Source organism: Nocardiopsis metallicus (assembly GCF_014201115.1).
Taxonomy (GTDB): Bacteria; Actinomycetota; Actinomycetes; order Streptosporangiales; family Streptosporangiaceae; genus Nocardiopsis; species Nocardiopsis metallicus.
In genome coordinates this window covers 2,768,944-2,788,128 of record NZ_JACHDO010000001.1, presented here as the reverse complement: position 1 = coordinate 2,788,128, position 19,185 = coordinate 2,768,944, and the positions used below count along the sequence as shown (strand labels likewise).

The following is a 19,185-nucleotide window of genomic DNA, read 5'->3' as shown; positions in this document are numbered from 1 at the left end:
TGTTCCTGCTGCCGGATCGGACCGGGGAGTTCAAGGAGAGGGGTAGGCAGGGCCCGGCGGACGTGTGTTGCCGGGCCCGGGCCGGGTGTCAGCAGCAGCACCCGTCCTGGTCGGGGTCCTTCAAGGTGGTGGTGAACCGGAGGCCGAGCGCGAGGGCCTGCTCCACGGGTACGGCGGTGGCCTCGGGGTGCTCGGCCAACCACGGCCTGGTGGCCTCGGCGGAGGCGAAGAAGTGGACCTGGTCGCAGAAGGAGGAGCGCACGAAGGTCACGTCGTCGGGGACCAGGAGGGAGACCACCGCGGTGGCGGGCTCCACGCGGGTGATCCTGTCCGGTTCCACGGTCAGCTGTACCAGGGTGCCGGTGGCGTGGCAGGGGGAGGCCACGTGGGCGGTGCGGCCCAGGACGGCCGGGAACATCAGGGTGTCCAAAGCGCACCAGGTGTACAGATGCCGTCCGTCGACCTCGAAGCGGTGCGGAGTGGGGTTGAGAGTGAGGCCGCTGCCGACGATGCGGCCGGCGTCGTCGTACTCGGTGTCGGGCAGCGTGGCCAGCGCCTCACGCACCTCCTCTCTGGAGGCGTCGGTGGCGGCGGAGAGCTGGCCGGTGGTGACGGGTCGGCCCTGGCTGAGGAGCCGGAGCAGGGTAGACCACAGCCAGGGGCGGGCCCGTGCGTGGTCGGCGGTGCTGAAGGCGGTGGTGAGGCGGTCGGCGATCTGGTCGGACGTGGTGTCCATGACGGGGTGCCTTTCGTGGCCGCGCGTCAGGAGGCGCAGCAGGAGAGCAGGGCGACGTCGCGGGTGAAGGTCTGGGCGGCCAGCTTCAGCCCCTCGGCCATGGTCAGGTACGGGCACCACGTGTTGGCCATCTGCTCCACCGTCATCCCCGCCTGCACGGCGTAGACCGCCGCGGCGATCACATCGCCCGCTCCTTCGGCCACCGCGGTCACGCCCACCACACGGCCGGTGTGGCGCTCGGCCACGATCTTGACCAGGCCGCGGGTGTCGCGGTTGACGATCGCGCGGGGGACGTTCTCCAGGGGCAGGACCCGGCACTCGCAGTCCAGGCCCGCCTGCTCGGTCTGGGCGTCGGTCAGCCCGACACCGGCGATGGCGGGGCTGGTGAAGGTCACCCGCGGCAGGTGGCGGTAGCCCAGCACCCGGTCGGCGCCGTCCAGGGCGTTGTCGGCCACCACCGCCCCGTGCGCTCCGGCGACGTAGACGAACTGCGGGTGCCCGGTCACGTCCCCCGCCGCCCAGATGCGGGGGTGGGCGGTGCGCAGGTGGGCGTCGACCACGACCTCGCCGCGCTCGCCCACCCGCACACCGACTTCCTCCAGCCCCAGGCCGGTGGTGGCCGGGCGGCGGCCGGTGGCGATGAGCACCTCGCCGAACTCCGACTCCTGGCCGTCGATGGTCGCGATGACGCGGTCGCCGGTGCGGCGGATGGCGCTCACGGTGGCGCCGGTGCGCACGGTGATGCCCTCGTCGGCGAAGATGCCGGCGATGGCCTCACCGGCCTCGGGCTCCTCGCCTGGGGCCAGGCGCTCCATCATCTCCACCACGCTCACCTTGACTCCCAGGCGGGCGAAGAGCTGGGCCTGTTCCAGGCCGATGTAGTTGCCGCCCACCACCAGCAGCGAGGACGGCAGTGCCTCCAGTTCCATGGCGGTGGTGGAGGTCAGGTATCCCGCCTCTTCCAGGCCCTGGATCGGGGGTGCCCAGGGGGCCGAGCCGGTGGCGATGACGTAGTGGGCGGCCTCCACCCGCTGTGTTCCGCCGCCGGCCAGCTCCACTTCCAGTGCCGGGCCCTGGGTGAAGCGGGCGTGGCCGGCCACGATCTCCCAGCCGTACTCGGCGGCCAGGCCGGTGTACTTGTCGGCGCGCATGCCCTCCACCAGGGCGCGCTTGCCGCCGATCAGCTCGGCGAAGTCCACCTCCTCGGCGCTGGTACGGATGCCGGGGAACCGGCCTGAGGACAGGGCGACGTGGCGCGCCTCGGCGGCGGCCAGCAGTGCCTTGGAGGGCACGCACCCGGTGTTGACACAGGTCCCGCCGACAGTGCCGTGCTCGACCATCACCACCGAGCGGTCCTTGCGCCGCGCGGCGATCGCGGTCGCGAACGCCGCCCCGCCCGAACCGATGACCGCCAGATCAAAAGCCATGACCATGCCTCCCTGTACGTCGGCTACCCAGCCGACCTCGTCTTATTCGCTTTGACGGATGTATTCTGCCAGCATAGTATCCGCCCAAGCGAATAGATCAAACGATGTGGAGGGACGTGTCCCCCGTGGACGACACCACGACCCCGACCCAGGCACCGACCACACCACAGGCGCTCTTCCCCGACCCGGGCACGGGTGTGGAGGTGGTCGCGAAGTTCTTCCGAGCCCTGGGCGACCCCACCCGGCTGCGACTGCTGGAGTTCCTGCTGCACGACGAGCACACCGTCACCGAGTGCGTGGCCCACGTGGGCCTGTCCCAGGGCCGGGTCTCCGCCCACCTGGGATGCCTGGCCGACTGCGCATACGTGTCCGTCCGACGCCAGGGCCGCCGCGCCTACTACCGGGTCGCCGACCCCCGGGTGGCCGACCTGGTAGTACTCGCGCGCGCCCTGGCCGCCGACAACCGCACCGCCCTGGCGTGCTGCGAACGCATAGACGCCCACCACCACTAGCAAGGAGGCCGACCATGCGCTCCTACCTGGGAGTGATCGGCGCCGTCGCGGCCATGGCCCTGTGCTGCGCCGCTCCCGTGCTGATCGCCGCCGGAGGGCTCGGGCTGCTCGGCGCCGCGGCGGCCAACCCCTACCTCATCGGCGCCGCCCTGCTCACCCTTGCTGCTGGGGGCTGGTTCATCTGGAGCCGCCGCCGCAGAAGCGATGACGCCGACTGCTGCCAGCCCCCCTCCGCTCCGCACCGCAAGGACCCCTACCAGTGACGACACTTTCCTCCACGACACGTGGCCCGCGCCGCGCCGCCGCCACGATCGCGCTACTCACCGCTGTTCTTGTCGGCGCCGCCGCCTGCGCGACCTCGGAATCGGCCGGGTCCGACGGGCCCTCTGCTTCGCCGGCCCCAGCCCAAGCCGAGCCCGTCACCCTGGCCACCCTGGAGGGGGAGGAGGTCACCGTGCCCGCCGACAAGCCGGCCGTGATGTTCTTCTTCACCGTCAACTGCGGAAGCTGCGCCCAAGGCGCCGCAGCCCTGGGCGAGGCCCACGCCCAAGCCGCCGAGCAGGCCGATTTCCTGGCCGTGGACATCGACCCGAACGAGCCCGCCGAGTACATCACCGAACTCCTGGACACGGTCCAGGCCGCGGACGTGCCCGCCGCCACCGACACCGACGGCGCCCTGTCCAGCACCTACGAGGTCACCGCGCTGGGCACCCTGCTCATCGCCACCCCTGACGGGCAGGTCGCCTACCGGGCGACCGACCCCTCGGCCGAGCAGATCCTGGCCGCGCTCGAGGAGGTGGGCGCCTGATGGGTGCACTGCTGGCCCTGGCCTTCGGCGCGGGGGTGATCGCACCGCTCAACCCGTGCGGGATCGCGCTGCTGCCCGCCTACCTGACCTACCACCTGGACGTGGCCACCCGCTCCGGCCGCGGTGGCCCGCCCGCCGCCGGACTCAAGGCCGGGGCCGCCCTCACCGTCGGCTTCGCCGGAACCCTGGCCGTCCTGGCAGGGGCGGTCAGCCTGGGGGCCCGCTCCCTGCTCACCCTCGCCCCCTGGGCGGGCCTGGCCACCGGCACCGTGCTGGCCGTGCTCGGCGCCCTGATGCTGATCGGCATCCGCGTGCCGCTGCGCCTGCCCGGCCTCGCCGCAAAGAGCGGGAACGCCCCCGCCGGGACCGGCCGTCTGGCTTTGTTCGGCGTTGGTTACGCGGTCGCGTCCATGGCCTGCACCTTCGGGGTGCTGCTGGCCGTCATCGCCCAGGCCAGCGCCGTTTCCAGCATCACCGCCCTGCTGGGGGTGCTGGCCGCCTACGTCGCGGGGGCGGCCGTGCTGCTGATGCTGTTGGCGGTGTCGGTGGCCTCGGCCGGAAGTGCGCTCACCCGCCGCATCACCGGCCTGGCCCGCTACACCGGCCGCCTCAGCGGCGGTGTCCTGCTCCTGAGCGGCCTCTTCCTGGCCTACTACTGGTTCCCGGCCGCCACCGGGCGGCCGTCCAGCACCGGGCTCGGGGTCGAGCGGTGGGCAGCACAGCTGTCCGGCTGGGTCCAGGCCCACCAGACCGCCGTCGTCGTCCTGGCCGCCGTTGCCGTCGCCACCGCGGTGGCCTCGTCCTTGGTGACGCGTCTGCGTCACCGGAAACAGGGACCCGAGGACTGCTGCACACCCACCAACCCCGGCTCTGACGCCGAACAGCACCAGTAGTCCCCGGTCACCGGCAGCACGGCGACGCCGCCACCGAAAGGCCAAGGCGAGCTCTCCCGCGCCGCCCCCGTATCCGGCAGATCACGCCGAATCGGACCCAGACAGGTCCCGGCCTGGGACAATCCCCGTGCCGAGTCCGCCCGCCGCCCCACGGAGGTGGCCCGTTCCACGGAAGACACCCCCTCATGCCGGTCAACTTCCTCACCACCGCCCAGCGCGAGCGCTACGGCCGCTTCAACACCGTCCCCGACGAGTCCCAACTGGGCGCCTTCTTCCACCTGGACGCCGACGCGCGCCGCCTGGCGATGGGCGCCTACGGGCCGCGCAACCAGCTCGGCCTGGCCCTGCAACTGACCACCGTGCGTTTCCTTGGCACGTTCCTGGACGATCCCACCGAGGTGCCCACCGCCGTCGTGGACTTCGTCGCCGAACAACTCGGCCTGACCGCTGATCACCTCAAGGGGTACGGGGAGAAGAAGGGCCGCTGGGACCACCAGAAGCTGATCCGCGAACGCTACGGCTACACCCTCTTCGGCCCCCACCAGTGGCTGTTGCTGGGCATCTGGGCCTACCGGCGCTCCTGGTCGGGCAACGAGCGCCCCAGCGTGCTGTTCGACCTGGCCACCAACCGCCTGGTCGAGGCCAAGATCCTGCTGCCCGGCGTGACCACCCTGGAACGGCTCATCGCCGGTGTGCGCGAGCGCGTGGCCCTGCGCCAGTTCAAACTCCTGTCCGCCGCCCCCACACCCGAGCAGCGCACAACCCTTCAGGCCCTGGTCAACGTGGCCGAAGGAGGGCGCGTCTCCCAGCTGGACCGCTACCGCAAGAGCCCCACCGACATCAGCGGCAAGGGCGTCGTCAAAGCCCTGGACCGCTACGCCGCCATCCGCTCCCTGGGCGCCTCCGCCTGGGACCTGTCCTCGGTTCCACCGGGACGGATCGTGGCCCTGGCGCGCTTCGCCAAGGCCGCCCGCGCCCAAGCCGTCGCCCAACTCGCCGACGACCGCCAGATGGCGACCCTGGTCGCCTTCGCCGCCACCCTGGAACCCGCCGCGGCCGATGAGGCCGTGGAGGTGTTCGACCTGCTCATCGGCGATCTGATCCGTACCGCCGCCCACCGCGCCAACCGGGCCCGTATGCGCTCCATCAAGGACCTGGACGCCGCCGCCCTGGTGCTGCGCGAGGCCTGGCTCAAGGTCGTCGACTCCTTCAAGGACCCCGACAGCGACGTGCGAGCGATCGTGGCCTGCATGGACACCGCGCGCGTGGACAACGCCGCCACCACCGTCGGCGACCTGGCCCGCGAGCCCGACGAGGACGCCCAGGCCGAACTGATGGAGCGCGCCGCCACCATCCGCCGCTTCCTACCCAAGCTGCTGCGCACCCTGGATTTCGACCACGGCGAGAGCCCCGCCGGCGCCGACGTGATCGACGCCTTGGACTTCGTGCGGAGCCTGCCCCGGCGCCGCACTCGCGTCGACCCCACGATCGTGCCCACCAAGTTCCTCACCCCCGCCTGGCAGCGCCGCGTCTTCCCCACCAGCGGACCAGGCGCCGGTGAGTTCGACAAGGACGCCTACACCGTCGCCGTGGCCGAGCGGCTGCGCGAGTCGCTGCGCCGCCACGAGGTGTTCGTGCCCGGACTGGGCAAGTGGGGCGACCCCACCGCCGGGCTGCTGGCCGGATCCGCGTGGGAGGCCGCCCGGGACGGCCTGTGCCGCGACCTGGGCCTGGCACCCGAACCCGGTGTGGACCTTCACCGGTGGGCTGATCGGCTGGACGGCGCCTACCGCCAGCTCGCCGATGGCCTGGCGGCCAACCCCTCGGTGCGCATCGAGCAGCGCGAGGGCCGCGACCACCTCGTGCTGTCCGGCCTGGACGCCCTGGACGAGCCCGCCTCACTGACTGCCCTGAGAGAGAGCGTGGCTGCCCGCATCCCCGTCGTGGACTTCCCCGAGGTTTTGTTGGAGGTCCACTCCTGGACCGGGTGCCTGGACCGGTTCACCCACGTGGGCGGCCAGACACCCTCCCGCAAGGACGACATGATCACCTCCATCGCCGCCGTGCTGTGCGCCCAAGCCATGAACGTCGGCATGCGCCCGATGGTCTCCGAGGCCAGCGAAGCCCTCTCGCTGGACCGGCTGTTTTGGACCGAGCAGAACTACATCCGCGCCTCCACGCTCACCCCGGCCAACGCTGACCTGGTCGACTACCACTCACGTCTGGACATCGTGGCCGCCTGGGGCGGCGGCGAGCTGGCCTCCGCCGACGGGCTGCGCTTCATCGTCCCGGTCAAGACCATCAACGCCGGTCCCAACACCAAGTACTTCGGCAAGGGCAAGGGCGCCCGCGGGGTGACCTACTACAACTTCACCTCCGACCAGTTCACCGGCTTCCACGGCATCGTCATCCCCGGCACCCCCAAGGACTGGTACTACATGGGGTGTCGGTAAGGAGCGCGTCACCAAGTGCCAAGTAACCCGCGAGTAACTTAGTCGACGCTTGCGGCGGATGCCCGTACTTCTGGAAATCAGCGTTCCCGGAAGTAGCCTGAGGACATGATTTCTGGAAACACACCTCCTGTCGGAGGACAGCCCCCGGTTTCCACTTCTGGAAACACACGCACCGGCCGGCCGCGCCGAACCCTCGACCTGCCCGACGACCTGGCGGATGAACACCGCGCCTTCGGCGAGAAGCTGGCCGCCTCCACCGATTTGGGGACGGCCACCCGCGACAAGTACCGGCGCAACGCCGCCCACTTCCTGGCCTGGCTCGCCCAGGCGCGCGAGGCCGGCGCCCTGGACGGCGACCCGCTGTGCGATGCGGCCGCGCGGGACTGGGCGGTGCGCGACTACCGCCGCACGTTGAAGAACACCCGCACCGCCCGGGGAACCCACCTGTCGGCGGCCACCATCAACAACCGCCTCGCCGCCATCGACGCCTTCTTCGCCCTGCGCGGCTCGGGACGGCCCGACGTGGTCCGCGAGCACCTGGCCCGCCCCAGCGCTCCACGCGCGCTCGAGGCCCGCGCCAAGCTGAGGTTCCTGCGCACCGTGGCCCGCGACGCCTCCGCCCGGGACCGGGTGATCTGCCACCTGGCCTACTACACGGGGTTGCGCATCGCCGAGATCGTCGCCCTGGACGCGGCCGACATCCGCCTGTCCGCGCGCCGGGGCAGCGTGCGGGTGCGCGGCAAGGGACGGTTGGGCGGCAAGGACCGCACCGTCCCGCTGCACGCCGAGGCCCGCGCCTCCCTCGAACTCCTCCTGGACGAGCTCGGCCGCCCTGCTGCCGGTCCGCTGGTGCGCAACCGCGACGGCCAGGCGCTGTCGACGCGGGCGGCGAACGCGGTGGTGTGCGAGTTGGGGTCAGCGGCCGGAATCGGACCGGGCGACGACGGGGAGGCGTTCGGCCCACACGTGCTACGGCACACCTTCGGCACCGACCTGGTGCGCGGCTGCGGCGACCTGGCGAAGGAGCCGGTGGACCTGGTGACCGTGGCCGAGTTGATGGGGCACGCCGACATCAACACCACCCGCCGCTACGCTCTGCCCACCGAGGCCGACAAGGCCGCCGCCCTGGAGGTGCTCACCGTCGACCGGTGAGGCCCGCAGCGCCGCACGATGCCTCATGCGTGCCCTAGGACAGCAGGAAGGCGCCGACGACCACCAGGGTGGCGGCGCTGATGGCCACGACGAGGACCAGCGCGATCGTGCCGGTGCGCTCTTCTTCGGGGGTGGGGTCCTGGTCGCTCGGGGTGCAGCAGCCGCTCATCGGGGTCCCTTCGTGGTGGTGTGGTCGGTGAGGCGGCCGATCCCGGGCAGGAAACGGCCGGTGCGCGCGGCGTAACCGGAGTAGGCGGCGCCGTGGATGCGCCGCAGGTAGGGTTCCTCGATCGCCCTGACCTGCATTTGAACGCCGATGAGGACGGCGGCTGCGCCGAGTACGGCGATGGGGTTGGGGACCGTCAGGGCCAGGCCCAGCGACATCGCGGTGTAGGCGGTGTAGATGGGGTTGCGGGCGATGCGGAACGGGCCGCCGGTCACCAGGTGCGGGCGTTCGGTCTCATCGGGTGTGGTTCGCCAGGCCTGGCCCATGGCGAGCTGGGTGGCGAAGGTCCCCGCCACGCCCAGGGCGGCCAGGGCCGCGCCGGCGGTGCGCAGGGCGGGCTGGTCGAGGCCGGGCAGCGGCGTGAGGCCGGCCAGTTCGGCGATGGGTGCGGCGACGCCGGTGGCCAGGCTGCCCAGTGCGAGCGGGAGTCGGGCGGCCCAGGCCAGCGGGCTGGCCGGGCGTCGGATCCCGGTGTCGGTGCCGTGGCGTCGTTGGAGTTGCGTCTTGGTCGCGGTCAGGACGATGAAGACGCCGTAGAGCACCAGTGCGGTGATGGCCATCGTGCTCACCTGCCCTTTTGGGTGCGGGTGGCGACGCCGAGGAGGTAGTCGCTACCGATGCGGGTGCGCCAGTTCTCGCCGATGTGCAGGCCGTGGCGGGGCAGCTCGGCGAGGAACTCGCCCGCGCTGAACCGGTCGGCGGTGGGGTGGTCGAACAGGGCCTTGTAGGTGGGGCGGGCCAGGGCGGTGGCGGTGACCTCGTCGAAGAAGAACCGGCCACCCGGTGTGAGAACGCGGGCGACCTCGGCCAGGGCCTCTCTCCAGTTCGGGATGTGGTGGATGATCGCGAAGTCGAACACCGCGTCGTAGGAGGCGTCCTTTCCGCCGTCGATGGGGCCGAAGGCGGCGGCCAGGTCGGTGGCCGAGCCGCGCGCGAGGTAGACGCGCTCGCCGTGGCGCTGAAGGCGGCGCCGTGCTTTGGCCAGCATTTTGGGGTCCAGGTCCACGGCGTCCACGGACGCGGCGCCGAAGGTGTCCAGGATGAGTTTGGTGCCGTATCCGGGTCCGCATCCCAGCTCGGCGGTGTGGGCGCCTGGCGTGCGCCCGCCCAGTTCGACCAGCACTGCGGCCTCGTAGTGCTGGAGCAGGCGCCGGGGCGGTGAGTCGATCAGTGCCGACTCCACGCGGTTCATGAGCATGCCCACACCTTTCAACATCGCCAACATGGGATATGATCGCTATATGACGATGAATAGCACGGATGGATGCCAAGCCACAACCGCGGGCATAGGCGCCGCCGAGGCCCTCTTCCACAGTCTCTCCGACGGCACCCGGCTGGCCATCGTGCGCCGCCTGGCCCAGGGCGAGGCGCGGGTGTCCGACCTGGTGGAACAGTTGGGACTGGCCCAGTCCACGATCTCCAAGCACGTGGCGTGCCTGCGCGACTGCGGCCTTGTCGACGGGCGTCCCGAGGGGCGGCAGGTGTTCTACTCCCTGACCCGCCCCGAGCTGCTGGACCTGCTGGCCTCGGCCGAGATCCTGCTGGCCGCGACCGGCAGCGCGGTCGCACTGTGCCCCAACTACGGAACCGACAGCACGACGATGACGGAGGTGCGCGGTGAGTGACGCGTGCGGATGCGGTGGCGAGGAGCCCCGCGCAGGGGAAGCAGCCGAAGAGCACGAACCGGAGGCGTTGTGGCAGGTGAGCGAGATCCGCTTCGCCGCCGTCGCCGCGGCGCTGCTGCTGGCCGGGTACGGCGCGGGCTGGGTCGGCGCCGGCGACCTGGTGGGGTTGGTTCTCAAGGCCGCCGCGCTGGCGGTCGCGGGGTGGACGTTCGTCCCCTCCACCGTGCGCCGCCTGGCTAAGGGCAGGATCGGCGTGGGCACGCTGATGACCATCGCCGCCGTTGGCGCCGTGCTGTTGGGTGAGGTGGGCGAGGCCGCGATGCTGGCGGTGCTCTACACCATCGCCGAAGGGCTGGAGGAGTACTCCGTGGCCCGCACCCGCCGCGGCCTACGCGCCCTGCTGGACCTGGTCCCCGACCAGGCCAGAGTGCTGCGCGACGGAACCGAGCGCACCGTCGACCCGGCCGAGCTGGTCGTGGGCGACACGCTGGTGGTGCGCCCCGGGGAGCGCCTGGCCACCGACGGCCGTATCGCCTCCGGGCACACCAGCCTGGACACCTCGGCCATCACCGGCGAGTCCGTCCCCGTCGAGGCCGGACCCGGGAACGAGGTGTTCGCCGGCTCCATCAACGGCACCGGCGTCCTGGAGGTGACCGTCACCTCCACCGCGGCCGACAACTCCCTGGCCCGCATCGTCTCCATCGTGGAGGCCGAGCAGTCCCGCAAGGGCGCCGGACAGCGCCTGGCCGACAAGATCGCCAAACCGCTGGTGCCCGGGGTGATGATCGCCGCCGCCCTCATCGCCGCCCTCGGGGCGCTCTTCGGTGACCCGCTGATGTGGATCGAACGCGCCCTGGTCGTGCTGGTGGCCGCCTCCCCCTGCGCGCTGGCCATCTCCGTCCCGGTCACCGTGGTCGCCGCGATCGGCGCCGCCTCCAAGCACGGCACCCTGGTCAAGGGCGGCGCCGCCCTCGAAGCCATGGGCCGGGTCAAGACCGTCGCGTTGGACAAGACCGGCACCCTGACCCGCAACCGCCCGGCCGTCATCGAAACCGCCCCGGCGCCCGGCCACACCGCAGAGCAGGTACTGGCGGTGGCCGCCGCGCTGGAGGAGCGCAGCGAACACCCCCTCGCCCGCGCCATCCTGGCCGCCGCCCCCGCACCCCAGCGGGCCGAGCACGTGGAGGCGGTCACCGGAGCCGGGCTCACCGGAACCCTGAACGGCCGCAGTGTCCGGTTGGGCCGACCGGGCTGGATCGAGGCCGACCCACTGGCCGGGGACGTGAAGCGGATGCAGCACGCCGGGGCCACCGCCGTCCTGGTCGAGGACGACGGCGCGCTGCTGGGCGCCATCGCGGTGCGCGACGAGCTGCGCCCCGAGGCGGGCGAGGTCGTGGCCTCCCTGCGCGGTGCGGGCTACCGGGTGGTGATGCTCACCGGCGACAACCACGCCACCGCCACCACCCTGGCCGCCCAGGCGGGCATCGATCCGGGTGACGTGCACGCCGAGCTGCGCCCCGAGGACAAGTCCCGCATCGTCGGCCAGCTACGCGAACACGGCCCGGTGGCGATGGTCGGCGACGGCGTCAACGACGCACCCGCCCTGGCCACCGCCGACCTCGGGATCGCCATGGGCGCCATGGGCACCGACGTGGCCATCGAGACCGCCGACGTCGCTTTGATGGGCGAGGACCTGCGCCACCTGCCCCAGGTCCTGGGCCACGCCCGCCGCTCTCGGGTCATCATGTGGCAGAGCGTGGGACTGTCGCTGGCCATCATCATCGGCCTGATGCCCCTGGCCCTGTTCGGCATCCTGGGCCTGGCCGCGGTCGTGCTGGTGCACGAGGTGGCCGAGGTCGTGGTCATCGGCAACGGCATCCGCGCCGGACGCACCCGCCGCCTGGGACTGGCTCCCGGTGGTCCCGCCACCGCCGCACCACGCGAGCGTGCGGGGGCGACGGCGTGAGGCCGACGACACCGACTGCGGCCGGCACGCTCCCCCGTTGGGGCGTGCTGGCCGCCGCCCTCACACTCACAGCCGCCGACCTGGCCCTGAAGGCCCTAGCCGAAGACCGGCTGACCGGCGGGCCCGGACCACAACTCCTGGGGCTGCTGGAGTTGCGCCTGACCTACAACCCCGGCGTCGCTTTCAGCCTGGGCGCGAGCATGCCCACATGGGTCATCGTGGCCCTCACCGGGCTCATCACCGCCGCCGTGGCCGCCTACGCCTGGCGCACCGCCCCTACCACCCCGCTCGCGGGCCGCGTCGGTCTGGCCGGGATGTTGGGCGGTGCGCTGGCCAACCTCATCGATCGCGGCCTGGACGGTGTGGTCACCGACTACCTGCACAGCGGCTGGTGGCCCACCTTCAACCTCGCCGACGCCTTCATCGTCGCAGGGGCGGTACTGCTCGTGCTCACGTCCGCCCGCCAGGGCGCACCGGCACCGCCCGGTAAGGACTCCGACCCGTGGACCTGATCATCATCGCCCAGGCGGCCGGCCTGTTCGCCCTCACCAACATCGACGACATCGTGGTGCTCGCGCTGTTCTTCGCCCAAGGCGCAGGGCAGCGCGGGGCCACCGCCAAGATCGTGGCCGGGCAGTACCTGGGCTTCATCGCGATCCTGGTCACCGCGCTGGCCGCCACCTTCGGCGCGAGTTTCCTGCCCGAGGAGGTGCGCGCCTACTTCGGGCTGCTGCCGCTGCTGCTGGGCCTGCGCGCGGCCTGGAAACTGTGGCGCGGCGATGACGACGATGAGGCCCCCGACAGCGACAACGGCCCGGCCCTGCTCACCGTCGCCACCGTCACCTTCGCCAACGGCGGCGACAACATCGGCGTTTACGTCCCCGTCTTCGTCACCGTCGGCTACGCCAGTCTGGCCGTCTACGCGACGGTCTTTCTGATCCTGGTCGGTGTGCTGTGCGCGGCCGGCAAGTTCCTGGCCACCCGCGCCCCCATCGCCCGCGCGCTCAGCCGCTGGGGCCACATCCTGCTGCCCTTGGTCCTCATCGTCCTGGGCGTGATCATCCTCGTCGAGGGCGGCGCCTTCGGACTGTAGGCACGCCCGCCGACTCCCGCACCCGGTTCGGACGCCGTCCGCGCTGACGTGCAGGGTGGTTGCGCTCCTCCACCGGGCGAGCCCCCAGTGTCTCGCGGTCCTGGTCTCGGTCTCAGCCGCCCAGGGCCAGGCGGTTGCCCATGTTCAGGCGAATGTCGCCGTAGGGGTTCATGTTCGAGGAGAACAGCGGAGTGAGCCCGCGCCGGTCCTCGGCCGTCAGCGCGTTCTCCCATTCGGGTTCGGCCAGCACCTGTTGGAGCATCAGCGTGTTCACGTACACCAGGCACGATTGCAGGATGTGCAGGGCGAGCATGGTCAGCTCCTGCTCCTCGCGCCGGTTGGAGGACAGCTCACCGGTCTTGCCGTAGAGGATCTCGCCGTGGATGCCGTGGGAGTTCTCCACCACGTTCAGCCCCGACCCCACCTCGTACTGCACGTCGCGGTCGCGCAGGTAACGCGCGCAGAACGCGGTCTTTTCCGCCCGTCCCACCTCCAGCATCGCCGCGTAGGTGGGGTGGGAGGCGTTGCGGGTGAAGCGGCGCAGGATCGCCTCGGTGGAGGCGGTGCCCAGCCGGATCGCGGTGGCGTACTTGATCATCTGGTCGTACTGCTGGGCGATCAGGCCCCAGCGGATCGGCCGGGTCATCGCCGGACGCAACAGCGGGTAGGTTTCCAGGTCGCCGCGGTCGGGCTGGTAGAGCTTGACGCGGTTGATCTGCTTGATGCGCGGCAGCAGCTTGAACCCCAGCAGCCGGGTGATGCCGAACCCGATCTCGGACTGGCCATGGGAGTCGACGTAGTTGGCCTCCACGTTCATCGAGGTGCCGTGCCGCATCGCCCCCTCCACCATGGCGTGCACCTCCGAGGCCGAGCACGACAGCAACTGGGAGTGCACGGCCATCGACCTCTCCTCGATGTGCCAGTAGATGAGCACCCCCCGGCCCCCGTACCGCGAGTGCCACTCCGTGAACAGGTTCTGGTCGAACGCCTTGACATGCGTGGAGTCCGACCCCACCGCGGTCGACCCCTGCCCCCAGATCGCCTCCGAGCGGATGGCGAAGGTCGCGTTGGCGATCGCGCGGGCGGCGCCTCGGGCCCCCTCGATGGTGAAGTAGCGGCGCCGGATGTAGCGCAGGTCGTCCTCGGAGTAGGCGTGCTCGCCCGCGGCCGCCCGGCGCAGCCCGGTATTGGTGCCATAGGCGTAGATCACCAGGATCAGGCGCTCCCACAGCTCCTCAGTCGTGATGGCCTCGCGGGTGCCGACCCCGGTGAACGCCTCCAGCATCCCGGTGCGCAGCGCGGTCTCCTTGAGCATGTCCAGCAAAGGGACCACACCCCACTTGGCGCGCACCGCCTTCTTCAACCTGCGCAGGTTGCGCGGCTCGGCGCGCGCCTCCAACGGGGAGAGGCTGATCGCCCCCGTCTTGCGCTCGGCGACCTCTACCCAGCCCAGACGGGGCAGCGCGTCATTGAGCCCGGCCAGCTCGGTCACCATGTCGCCGTGCAGGCGGGAGATGAACTCATCCGGGTCCAGGGGCTGGTTGAGCTTGCGGTAGTTCTCCACGCGCTTGTCGGCGAAGTCGGCCGGGAGGTCCTCATCCGGGTTGCGCCACCGGTCCGCGCCCACCACCCAGATCTCCTTGCAGCGCAACTGCTCGCGCAGCCTCTGGAACACCCCGCACTCGTACACGGTGCGCAGCACCCGCGACCGGCCGCGCTGGTCGGTGCGGTGCAGCAGCTCGCGCAGCTCGAAGGGGATGACCCCGTCGACGGGGACGTGCTCACCGGCGTCGTAGTAGGGGCGGTTGTTGGCCACCTCCCGGTAGCGGCAGATCAGCTCCAGGGCCTTGACCAGCGGGCGGTGCACGTCGTTGGAGGAGTGGAACTCCAGCACGTCCAGGAGCTGGAGCAGCCCCACGCGGTAGTGGTTGGAGTAGGAGGACTTGAACACGCGCTGCTTGTGCTGGCGGTAGCTGGTGCCCTTGGACCGGAACTCGGCCAGCAGGTCCTTCAGCGTCTGCTCGCCGCCGGCGGCCGGGTAGACCACCTCGCGCACCAGCGACTCGGGCGAGCCCACGGAGGCCTCGGCGATGCGGAAGAGGATGTCCTCCTTGCCCGAGACCCGCTTGAGGTCGCGGACGAACTCTTCGGTCACGACCTTCTCCGCGCGGGCGTTGATCTTGTGCACGGTCGAGATCACCAGATCGACCAGGGTGTCGGTGATCTCCCGCTCGCGCGAGAACAGCAGCGCCCCCAGCAGGCACACCTTGATCTGGTGCGGGTGGCCGCGCAGGTGCGAGGGCGCCTCGGCCGCCGCCCGATCCCGCCACGCGGCCACCATCGTGGCCGGGAGGCGCGCGAAGGCCCGGTGCGGCACCCCGACAGCGCGCACCGCTTCCAGCTTCGTCTTCTCCGCGATCAGCGTCTTGAGGCTGACATTGCCCGGGGCGTCCTTGATCCGCGCATACACCTCGGGGCCCTCCCCTGCCGCCGGCGCCTCGTCGGGGTCGTCGCTGGCCTGACCGATCAGCGTGAGCATCCGCTCCACGACCTCGGCGGGCACCTCGCCCACCGCGCGGGCCATCATCTGATCCTCGGCCTGGCTCAGCGCCGAGCGCACGATCCGCTCGATGCGGGTCTTCTCCGGCGGCTCGATCAGCTCCTCTTTGCAGTGCTCCAGCAGGCGCTGGCGTACCCGGTCGGGGTTGCGCTCCTGGTCGCACACGTTCTCGGCCAACCACAGCGTGACCTTCTCGGCGTCGGGAACCGAGCACTCGCCGAAGCCGGTGAACTCGCGGATCTCGGTGCGGTTCCGCTTGGCCGAACGCCCCTGCCAGTCGTAGAAGGCGATCTCGGAAGGCTCGACCTTGACCTGCCTGGCCACGTGGACGACGGCGTTGTCGGGCACCTCACCGCGGCCGCGCGGGAACCGGCCGCGCCAGAGCAGGAAACGCAGGGTCAGCGCGAACCCGAGCCGGGTCGCCCCGGACTTGTTCCGCAGCAGCCTCAACTCGTCGGCGGTGAGGGTGAAGGCGTCGAGGAGTTCGTCCAGGTCCAGATCACGCGCCACCCGACCGTCCCCTGCCCGCTCGTGTCCCTGGCCGAGCGGTACGCCCGGCTATCCACGATCTTCCGGGGCGCTGGGGCTGGTTGTCCGGAGAACCCGTAAGTTACTCGCGGGTTACTTGGCACCTGGTGACACGCTCCTTACCGACACCCCTACATCCTCGAAGGGCTGCTGGAGCAGGAGACCTCGTTGCGCCCCACCGAGATCACCTCCGACACCGCCGGGGCCTCCGAGATCGCCTTCGGCATCTTCCGCCTCATGGGCTGGCAGTTCTCCCCCCGCTTGGCCGACGCCGGATCAGCGACGCTGTACCGCACCGACCCCGCGGCCGATTACGGCCCGCTCAACAACCTCACTCGCACCCGGATCAACACCGGCCTTATCACCGACTCCTGGGACGAACTGCTGCGGGTGGCGGCCTCCCTGCGCTCCGGGGCGGTCAAGGCCAGCGAACTGTTCCGCTACCTGGCCGGAGGCGGCACCCCCACCCCGATCGGCCGGGCCCTGATGGAGCTGGGACGCCTGGACCGCTCGATCTACCTGGCCTCCTACTTCGACGACGAACTCCTCAGGCGCCGGGTCAACACCCAGCTCAACCGGCAAGAATCCCGCCACACCCTGGCCCGTAAGATCTTCCACGGCCAAAAGGGCGAGCTGCGCCAGCGCTACCGTGAGGGCATGGAGGACCAGCTCGGCGCGCTCGGCTTCATGGTCAACGTCGTCATCTTGTGGAACACCGTCTACACCGCCCGCGCTATCGAGCAGATCCGTGCCGAGGGCACCCGGGTGCACGCCGCTGACATCGCCCGCCTCAGCCCTCTGGGCAGCGAACACCTCAACATGCTGGGCCGCTACAACTTCAAGCTCGCTCCCGAGATCGGTGCCGGGCGGCTGCGCCCGCTGCGCGCACCCCGCCCCGGCCAGTAGGGCCTCTCATCCCGCGGTGTTCTCGCCCGCTGCTGCGAGGGTGCGCCGTACCTGCTCGTGGGAGACGGACGAGAACGCCGCGATCCGGCGCAGCCCCCACCCTTCGGCCCGGGCGTCGCCCATCGCCGCGACCGTCGCCTGATCGAGGGCCCCATCCAGGGCGGCTCGCAGCTCGGCGAGCTTGCGCAACCGCACCGCCGGGGCCAGGTGGGCGAACTCCGCGCACACCCGTTCCACGTCGGCTCTGACGAAGGCCACCGCGTCACCGTCCATGCCGACAGGGTGGTGTGCCCCGCCACGGGTGTCAACAGATGTGACAGTTGCCGGGACTCACCGTTCCGTTCCTACTCGGACCCCAATTTCCTCCGGGCTCGCACCGTTGCGCCTGGCCTGGGTCACGTGCCCGGTTCGCAGGGAGTGGAAGTCGTAGACGTCCGGGTCCATGTCGGCCTCGGCGCTGCTGGTGCGCAGCACCTGTGCAGGGCTTCGCCGGTGATGCCGCGGCCGTGGATGGCCGCCGACCTCCGATTCCGGTAGGTCGCCCGCAGCAGGGGAGAGGACAAGGCCAGGTCCGCGTTGCTGAGGAGGCTTGGGCCGCCATCTCTGCCGTGCATGTGCTCGTCGAGTTGGTGGCCGAGCAGCAGCCGCATCGTTGCTCGCCGGGTGCCGTCGGCGACGAGCAGGGCGGCCCGGCCCAGCGGTGGAGCACGCACACCGCGCACGTGCTCTATGCGCTGCTGAAGGGAAGGACGACGACGTCGGGGTCGGGGTTGTCCTGGTCGGCCTGTGGCGCCCCCACCCTGTCGTGAACCCCCTCGCTTCGGTGGAGCTCGAGGCCTTTGGCCGCTAGGCCCGTGGCCTCTGACCGTCGCAGAGCGCTGGCGAAGTCGAGCCAGATTGCCAGGGCGTCGCGAACGGTCGATACGCTTGCCGGGTAGACGTCGTGGTGCATCGCGGCGATGACCCTCACGGCGTCGTCGAGCAGCAGCGGCCGTTTCCGCCTCGGTCACATCGCCCGCAGCTTCGCCAGGCCGCGGACCAGTCTGCTGACCCTGCGGTGGGCGGTCGGAGCGAGCACGCGCGAGCATAGAGCCGAAAACCACGCCCATGCCGACGAGGTCCTCGCCCAAGTCGCGGATGCGCTCGCAGAGTTCGGATAGCCTCGAAGGTATGGGATTCGACTGGGAAGGCATTCTCGGCGCGCACGGCGCGAGCCTGGCCGAGGCCTACGACGAGGCCACCTCCGCCGAGGTCTACGACGAGCCGATGGCCGAGTTTGAGGACTACGGCCCGATGCTCGTCGTCGGCGAGGACAACGCCTGACCCGGACCCCCTACATCGCGTCGAGCTTGCGCACCGAGTCGCGCAGGGCGTCCTCCCCGACGCGCACGTAGTGGTTGAGGACCGTGGCGAGCTTGTCCCTGAGGTACTGCGCGACGACCTCCCACGACTCCTCGAGCTCTTCGTGGAACCACTTCGTCGCTGCGTAGTGGCGCAGATTCCGATAGACGATTGTGCGCGGTCATGCATTCTCGGGATCGTTCTCGTCGACCCACTCGCGGATTCTGTGCCAGTAGAAGCAGCAGCTGCGCCGAGCGATGTTCGCCGCGGTCTTCATCGTCCCGACCAGCCACGGCGGCCTGAGCTTGAGTCGTCACCAAGCACTGAGACTGACCCCGACCGAGCTGAGTCGATCACGCACCGATGTCGGGGAGGCGACTGACCCGACCTCATACCCAGCATGCGCGGTCTGGCCCTGGCTCGATGTCGTCAGGACCAGCCACGGGTGATCACACAGCTCTGTCCGTGCCCTCGGTCACACAGCTCTGTCCGTGCCCTCGGTCATACACGAGATCATGATCATTGTCATGCCCGACCCGATCCGAACCCAGACTGGTGCATGTGCCGGGGCCTGCTGCTGGCCATCTATTGCTGGGGCTGATCGACCCGTACTTCCCGGATGCACACCCGCCATCGCTGTCCATGCGCCCTTGACTTCAGAATCGGACATCACCCGTGATCACCCATCATCTCCAGAGCGAACCACTCCGCGCATCGTTTCCGGGCACTGTGCGGGATCCTGTGCGGTATTTGGTCCACACCGGATCACCGTCACCACGTATGGTCAGGTAAGAGGCATATTGGGCGATCCCGAGGTCAAGATCAACTGGGTCTGGATGCCGCCGTGGGGTCCGGACAAGATCACCGACGACGGCCGGGACCAGCTGCGCATGCTGGGCTTCAACGTCTGACCTGATCAGCGTGGGTAAGGGCCGGGGCCCTGGGAAGACTCCCAGGGT

19 protein-coding genes and 2 pseudogenes are annotated in these 19,185 nt (G+C 70.6%); 13 read left to right on the top strand and 8 right to left on the bottom strand.

Annotated elements, in window-relative coordinates:
- Window positions 1-88 precede the first annotated feature (88 nt).
- Together merB and merA are read right to left on the bottom strand one after the other, a co-directional pair.
- Window positions 89-736 carry an organomercurial lyase MerB gene (gene merB / locus HNR07_RS11895; RefSeq protein ID WP_184365017.1) on the bottom strand — a complete coding sequence of 216 codons (648 nt, stop codon included), beginning with the start codon at window positions 734-736 and terminating at the stop codon, window positions 89-91.
- A gap of 26 nt (window positions 737-762) precedes the next feature.
- A complete protein-coding gene (merA, locus tag HNR07_RS11890; protein ID WP_184365016.1) occupies window positions 763-2,163 on the bottom strand; it encodes a mercury(II) reductase in 1,401 nt (466 codons plus the stop codon).
- A 125-nt stretch (window positions 2,164-2,288) separates the two neighbouring features.
- On the opposite strand from merA, the gene HNR07_RS11885 reads away from it, so the two are divergent.
- From HNR07_RS11885 to HNR07_RS11860, 6 genes are all read left to right on the top strand, one after another.
- Window positions 2,289-2,675, top strand: coding sequence for an ArsR/SmtB family transcription factor (locus HNR07_RS11885; RefSeq protein WP_026118038.1), 387 nt, complete (start codon window positions 2,289-2,291; stop codon window positions 2,673-2,675).
- A gap of 14 nt (window positions 2,676-2,689) precedes the next feature.
- A complete protein-coding gene (locus HNR07_RS11880; RefSeq protein ID WP_184365015.1) occupies window positions 2,690-2,938 on the top strand; it encodes a hypothetical protein in 249 nt (82 codons plus the stop codon).
- On the top strand, window positions 2,935-3,483 hold the full coding sequence (locus HNR07_RS35560; protein ID WP_017611612.1) for a TlpA family protein disulfide reductase: 549 nt from the start codon (window positions 2,935-2,937) through the stop codon (window positions 3,481-3,483). The genes HNR07_RS11880 and HNR07_RS35560 overlap by 4 nt, the downstream gene beginning before the upstream one ends.
- Window positions 3,483-4,376: a cytochrome c biogenesis CcdA family protein gene (locus HNR07_RS11870; RefSeq protein WP_184365014.1), complete on the top strand. Its 894-nt coding sequence runs from the start codon at window positions 3,483-3,485 to the stop codon at window positions 4,374-4,376. Before HNR07_RS35560 ends, HNR07_RS11870 begins: the two co-directional genes overlap by 1 nt.
- Before the next feature lie 185 nt (window positions 4,377-4,561).
- A complete protein-coding gene (locus HNR07_RS11865) occupies window positions 4,562-6,829 on the top strand; it encodes a Tn3 family transposase (RefSeq protein ID WP_184365013.1) in 2,268 nt (755 codons plus the stop codon).
- A gap of 105 nt (window positions 6,830-6,934) precedes the next feature.
- Complete coding sequence (locus HNR07_RS11860; protein WP_061083622.1) at window positions 6,935-7,981, top strand: tyrosine-type recombinase/integrase; 1,047 nt, start codon at window positions 6,935-6,937, stop codon at window positions 7,979-7,981.
- Between the two features lie 34 nt (window positions 7,982-8,015).
- On the opposite strand, the gene HNR07_RS35555 is transcribed toward HNR07_RS11860, so the two are convergent.
- Genes HNR07_RS35555 through HNR07_RS11850 form a run of 3 tightly spaced genes read right to left on the bottom strand, consistent with a single transcriptional unit; the run spans window position 8,016 to window position 9,405 of the window.
- Window positions 8,016-8,150, bottom strand: a complete 135-nt coding sequence (locus HNR07_RS35555; protein WP_017611624.1) for a hypothetical protein — start codon at window positions 8,148-8,150, stop codon at window positions 8,016-8,018.
- Entirely contained in the window at window positions 8,147-8,767 is a 621-nt protein-coding gene (locus HNR07_RS11855; RefSeq protein WP_017611623.1) for a methyltransferase family protein, read from the bottom strand. The genes HNR07_RS35555 and HNR07_RS11855 overlap by 4 nt, the downstream gene beginning before the upstream one ends.
- A 5-nt stretch (window positions 8,768-8,772) precedes the next feature.
- The gene (locus tag HNR07_RS11850) at window positions 8,773-9,405 is read right to left on the bottom strand and encodes a class I SAM-dependent methyltransferase (RefSeq protein WP_184365012.1); all 633 of its coding nucleotides are present in this window, start codon (window positions 9,403-9,405) and stop codon (window positions 8,773-8,775) included.
- Window positions 9,406-9,448: 43 nt separating this feature from the next.
- Here HNR07_RS11850 and HNR07_RS11845 point away from each other — a divergent pair, with 43 nt between their 5' ends.
- Genes HNR07_RS11845 through HNR07_RS11830 form a run of 4 tightly spaced genes read left to right on the top strand, consistent with a single transcriptional unit; the run spans window position 9,449 to window position 12,891 of the window.
- Window positions 9,449-9,832, top strand: a complete 384-nt coding sequence (locus HNR07_RS11845) for an ArsR/SmtB family transcription factor (protein ID WP_184365011.1) — start codon at window positions 9,449-9,451, stop codon at window positions 9,830-9,832.
- Window positions 9,825-11,798 (top strand): heavy metal translocating P-type ATPase, encoded by a 1,974-nt coding sequence (locus tag HNR07_RS11840; protein WP_184365010.1) that lies wholly within the window; start codon window positions 9,825-9,827, stop codon window positions 11,796-11,798. The genes HNR07_RS11845 and HNR07_RS11840 overlap by 8 nt, the downstream gene beginning before the upstream one ends.
- The gene (locus HNR07_RS11835; protein ID WP_026118040.1) at window positions 11,795-12,310 is read left to right on the top strand and encodes a signal peptidase II; all 516 of its coding nucleotides are present in this window, start codon (window positions 11,795-11,797) and stop codon (window positions 12,308-12,310) included. Before HNR07_RS11840 ends, HNR07_RS11835 begins: the two co-directional genes overlap by 4 nt.
- Window positions 12,301-12,891: a cadmium resistance transporter gene (locus HNR07_RS11830; protein WP_184365009.1), complete on the top strand. Its 591-nt coding sequence runs from the start codon at window positions 12,301-12,303 to the stop codon at window positions 12,889-12,891. The genes HNR07_RS11835 and HNR07_RS11830 overlap by 10 nt, the downstream gene beginning before the upstream one ends.
- A 112-nt stretch (window positions 12,892-13,003) precedes the next feature.
- On the opposite strand, the pseudogene HNR07_RS11825 reads toward HNR07_RS11830, so the two are convergent.
- A pseudogene (locus HNR07_RS11825) lies at window positions 13,004-15,970 on the bottom strand (Tn3 family transposase); the annotation flags it as partial.
- 144 nt (window positions 15,971-16,114) lie between these two features.
- Between HNR07_RS11825 and HNR07_RS11820 the strand changes: the two are divergent.
- Entirely contained in the window at window positions 16,115-16,885 is a 771-nt protein-coding gene (locus HNR07_RS11820; protein WP_312894063.1) for a Tn3 family transposase, read from the top strand.
- A gap of 6 nt (window positions 16,886-16,891) precedes the next feature.
- Here the strand turns inward: HNR07_RS11820 and HNR07_RS11815 are convergent, their stop codons facing one another.
- Window positions 16,892-17,158: a hypothetical protein gene (locus HNR07_RS11815; RefSeq protein WP_017611609.1), complete on the bottom strand. Its 267-nt coding sequence runs from the start codon at window positions 17,156-17,158 to the stop codon at window positions 16,892-16,894.
- 122 nt (window positions 17,159-17,280) lie between these two features.
- The gene (locus tag HNR07_RS11810) at window positions 17,281-17,598 is read right to left on the bottom strand and encodes a hypothetical protein (protein ID WP_184365004.1); all 318 of its coding nucleotides are present in this window, start codon (window positions 17,596-17,598) and stop codon (window positions 17,281-17,283) included.
- Between the two features lie 457 nt (window positions 17,599-18,055).
- Between HNR07_RS11810 and HNR07_RS11805 the strand changes: the two genes are divergently transcribed.
- Both HNR07_RS11805 and HNR07_RS11800 read left to right on the top strand, forming a co-directional pair.
- Window positions 18,056-18,208, top strand: coding sequence for a hypothetical protein (locus tag HNR07_RS11805; protein ID WP_184365003.1), 153 nt, complete (start codon window positions 18,056-18,058; stop codon window positions 18,206-18,208).
- Between the two features lie 830 nt (window positions 18,209-19,038).
- Window positions 19,039-19,137 (top strand): annotated as a pseudogene (locus HNR07_RS11800) (metal-sulfur cluster assembly factor); the annotation flags it as partial.
- Window positions 19,138-19,185: the final 48 nt, after the last annotated feature.

Bases quoted from the DNA above. Each gene is read 5' to 3' on its own strand.
- HNR07_RS11815 (WP_017611609.1), bottom strand. From the start codon at position 17,158: ATGGACGGTGACGCGGTGGCCTTCGTCAGAGCCGACGTGGAACGGGTG.
- HNR07_RS11855 (WP_017611623.1), bottom strand. From the start codon at position 8,767: ATGGCCATCACCGCACTGGTGCTCTACGGCGTCTTCATCGTCCTGACC.
- merB (WP_184365017.1), bottom strand. From the start codon at position 736: ATGGACACCACGTCCGACCAGATCGCCGACCGCCTCACCACCGCCTTC.
- HNR07_RS11870 (WP_184365014.1), top strand. From the start codon at position 3,483: ATGGGTGCACTGCTGGCCCTGGCCTTCGGCGCGGGGGTGATCGCACCG.
- HNR07_RS11880 (WP_184365015.1), top strand. From the start codon at position 2,690: ATGCGCTCCTACCTGGGAGTGATCGGCGCCGTCGCGGCCATGGCCCTG.
- merA (WP_184365016.1), bottom strand. From the start codon at position 2,163: ATGGCTTTTGATCTGGCGGTCATCGGTTCGGGCGGGGCGGCGTTCGCG.
- HNR07_RS11850 (WP_184365012.1), bottom strand. From the start codon at position 9,405: ATGCTCATGAACCGCGTGGAGTCGGCACTGATCGACTCACCGCCCCGG.
- HNR07_RS11805 (WP_184365003.1), top strand. From the start codon at position 18,056: ATGGGATTCGACTGGGAAGGCATTCTCGGCGCGCACGGCGCGAGCCTG.
- HNR07_RS11845 (WP_184365011.1), top strand. From the start codon at position 9,449: ATGACGATGAATAGCACGGATGGATGCCAAGCCACAACCGCGGGCATA.
- HNR07_RS11860 (WP_061083622.1), top strand. From the start codon at position 6,935: ATGATTTCTGGAAACACACCTCCTGTCGGAGGACAGCCCCCGGTTTCC.
- HNR07_RS11865 (WP_184365013.1), top strand. From the start codon at position 4,562: ATGCCGGTCAACTTCCTCACCACCGCCCAGCGCGAGCGCTACGGCCGC.
- HNR07_RS35555 (WP_017611624.1), bottom strand. From the start codon at position 8,150: ATGAGCGGCTGCTGCACCCCGAGCGACCAGGACCCCACCCCCGAAGAA.